This window comes from bacterium, from assembly GCA_035295165.1.
GTDB lineage: Bacteria > Sysuimicrobiota > Sysuimicrobiia > Sysuimicrobiales > Segetimicrobiaceae > JAJPIA01.
The window spans coordinates 1-2,565 of sequence record DATGJN010000101.1; the positions used below are offsets into that span (position 1 = coordinate 1).

Here is a 2,565-nt window from a genome sequence, read left to right on the forward strand (position 1 = left end):
TCCGGGGAGCGATTGAAGGTGTCGCCGCTCGCCCGGCGGCTCGCGGCGGAGCGCGGCGTGGATCTGTCTCGGGTCACGGGAACCGGACCGGGCGGCCGGATCGTCGAGCGCGACATCGAAGCGGCGCTCGCGCCCGCCGGCGCATCACCCGGCTCCGCGACGAGGGGCGCGGCGGCGCCGGACGCCGCCGAGTACGAAGACGTCGCGCTGTCCCGCATGCGGCAGGCGATCGCGCGCAGCGTGGCCCAGAGCAAGCAAACGGTCCCGCATTTCTACGTGAGCGCAGAGGTGGAGATGCGCCGCGCGCTCGACCTGCGGGCGCAGCTCAAGGAGGCGTACGGCGAGGCCGCCGCGACACTCTCGATCAACGATCTGATCCTCAAGGCCGCGGCCCTCGCGTTGCGCGCCCGCCCCGAGTTGAATGCCACGCTCGCGTCGCCGGACACGGTGCGGCGGTTCCGGCGTATTCACCTCGGCGTGATGGTCGCGGTGCCGGACGGCCTCGTCGTGCCGGTGCTGCGGGACGCCGACCGTCTGCCGCTGCTCACGCTCGGCAAGGAGGCGCGCCGTCTCGCGGAGGGCGCGCGCCAGCGCCGCCTTCGACAGGACGAGTTCGCCGGGGCGACCTTTTCGGTCAGCAACCTCGGGATGTTCGACGTGACGCAGTTCTCGGCCATCATCAACGCCCCCCAGGCCGGGATTCTCGCGGTCGGGCGCATCGAGGATCGCGCGGTGGTGCGCGAGGGCGAGATCGTCGCGAGGCCGATCATGTCGCTGACCGTGTCCGTCGACCATCGGGTCACGGACGGCGTGGGCGCCGCCGCGTTCCTCGCCGAGGTCAAACGGTTGCTCGAGCACCCCGTGTTGCTGCTCGGACCAGACGCACCCCGGTAGCCGCGCGTCGCGGGGCGTGGCCCCCGTTCGCCGTGCTTCGTCACCCCGAGCGCGAACGTTTCTCGTTGCCCGAGTACGATCGGCGGGACCCTCCGGAGTGACCGGGAACCGCTGTCCGACCGACTCGGCCCCGCCCGCCGCACAGGGGCCGGCGGGGGGACTGCGCCAAAACCGCCCGTGTCATGCGCCCGTAATGTCAAACGTGTACCGTGGGGATCCGGGAGATGCCTCCCCCGGAGCCGGACGGTGTCGAGTGACAGCAGGGTCCCGGACCACGTGGTCCGCGCTCCGAATCTCGGGACCCGAGGGGGAACACGGATGGTCAGACTACGCTATGTCGAACTCGCCGTGGTCGTCGTGTTGGTCGCGGTGTTGAGCGGTGGGGTCGGGGCCGCAGTGTCGTCCTACGCCGCCCCGCATCTGGTGGAGGCCGCGATCGCCCCGGCGGCCTCGCCGGCACCGGCACCGGGCGGGCTGCGGAGCCCGTTTGTGGCCGCGGTGGCGCGCGTCCGCCCCGCGGTCGTGAACATCAGCACGCAGCAGTCCGTGCAACATCCGATGGGCCAGCAGTTCTCGCCGTTCTTCGGCATGCCGTCCGGCCCGATTCAGCAGCAGGCGATCGGGTCCGGCGTGATCGTGAGCCAGGACGGGTACATCCTAACGAACGCGCACGTCGTCGACGGCGCGCAACAGCTCACGGTCACCCTGCTCGACGGGCGGACGTTCAAAGGCCGCGTGGTCGGCAGCGACACGGCGACCGACCTCGCCGTCGTGAAGATTCCGGCCACGTCGCTCCCCGCGGCCCCGCTCGGCGACTCATCGGCGCTCCAGCCGGGAGACTGGGCGATCGCGATCGGCAATCCCTACGGGCTGAACTTCACGGTGACCGCCGGGGTCATCAGCGCGATGGGCCGGACCCTCCCGGGGGGTCCGGAGGAGACATTCATCCAGACCGACGCGCCGATCAACCCCGGAAACAGCGGCGGGCCCCTCGTCGACACGGACGGCCGGGTCATCGGCATCAACAGCGCGAAGTTTGAGAACGCGCAGGGCATCGGGTTCTCGATCCCGATCAACACGGCCAAGGGCATTATGACCCAGCTCATTTCGGCCGGCCACGTCTCGCGGCCGTACCTCGGGGTGTACCTGCAGCCGGTGACCCCGGATCTGGCGGCCCAGCTCAACCTGCCTGCAGACACGAAGGGCGCGCTCATCGCGGAGGTGGCGTCGAACAGCCCCGCCGCGGCCGCGGGCCTCCAGCGCGGCGATGTGATCGTGCAGGCCGCCGGACAGCGCACGGCGGACCCGAGCGCGCTCGTGACGTACATCCACAACCAGAAGATCGGGTCGAAGGTGCTGCTGCTCGTGATGCGCCAGGGCCACACTGAGTACGTGACGGTGGCGCTCGGGGAGATGCCGTCGGGTCAGTGACGGCGCCGCGGGCGTGCCCCGGCGATCCACCCGCGCCGGACCGGCCATCGGCCGATCCGGCGCGGCGCTTTCGCGGCGCCGGCGGTGCCGCTCGGCGGGCGCACGTCCGCGGCGTACGCGCGCCGCCGTACGCGAGACGGGGGAGGAGCGGGAGGAACGACGTCCGGGTACGTCCAAGGACTGTCAGGATTTGCGAACGCGCCGGCCCGACCGCCGGCGCGAACGAGGCCGCCCGATGCC

The 2,565-nt window shown here is 71.6% G+C and carries 3 protein-coding genes; 2 read left to right on the forward strand and 1 reads right to left on the reverse strand.

The annotated features are described in order from the left end of the window. Together VKZ50_17180 and VKZ50_17185 are read left to right on the forward strand one after the other, a co-directional pair. The coding region (locus VKZ50_17180; protein ID HLJ61460.1) for a dihydrolipoamide acetyltransferase family protein at positions 1-894 on the forward strand (894 nt) is incomplete at its 5' end. A 318-nt stretch (positions 895-1,212) separates the two neighbouring features. Continuing rightward, positions 1,213-2,325 (forward strand): trypsin-like peptidase domain-containing protein, encoded by a 1,113-nt coding sequence (locus VKZ50_17185; protein HLJ61461.1) that lies wholly within the window; start codon positions 1,213-1,215, stop codon positions 2,323-2,325. On the opposite strand, the gene VKZ50_17190 is transcribed toward VKZ50_17185, so the two are convergent. Then, positions 2,319-2,565, reverse strand: a 247-nt coding sequence (locus VKZ50_17190) for a hypothetical protein (GenBank protein ID HLJ61462.1), incomplete at its 5' end; no start/stop codon positions are given. The genes VKZ50_17185 and VKZ50_17190 overlap by 7 nt on opposite strands.

Excerpts from the sequence above, each read along its gene's own strand:
- VKZ50_17185 (HLJ61461.1), top strand. The coding sequence starts at position 1,213 with ATGGTCAGACTACGCTATGTCGAACTCGCCGTGGTCGTCGTGTTGGTC.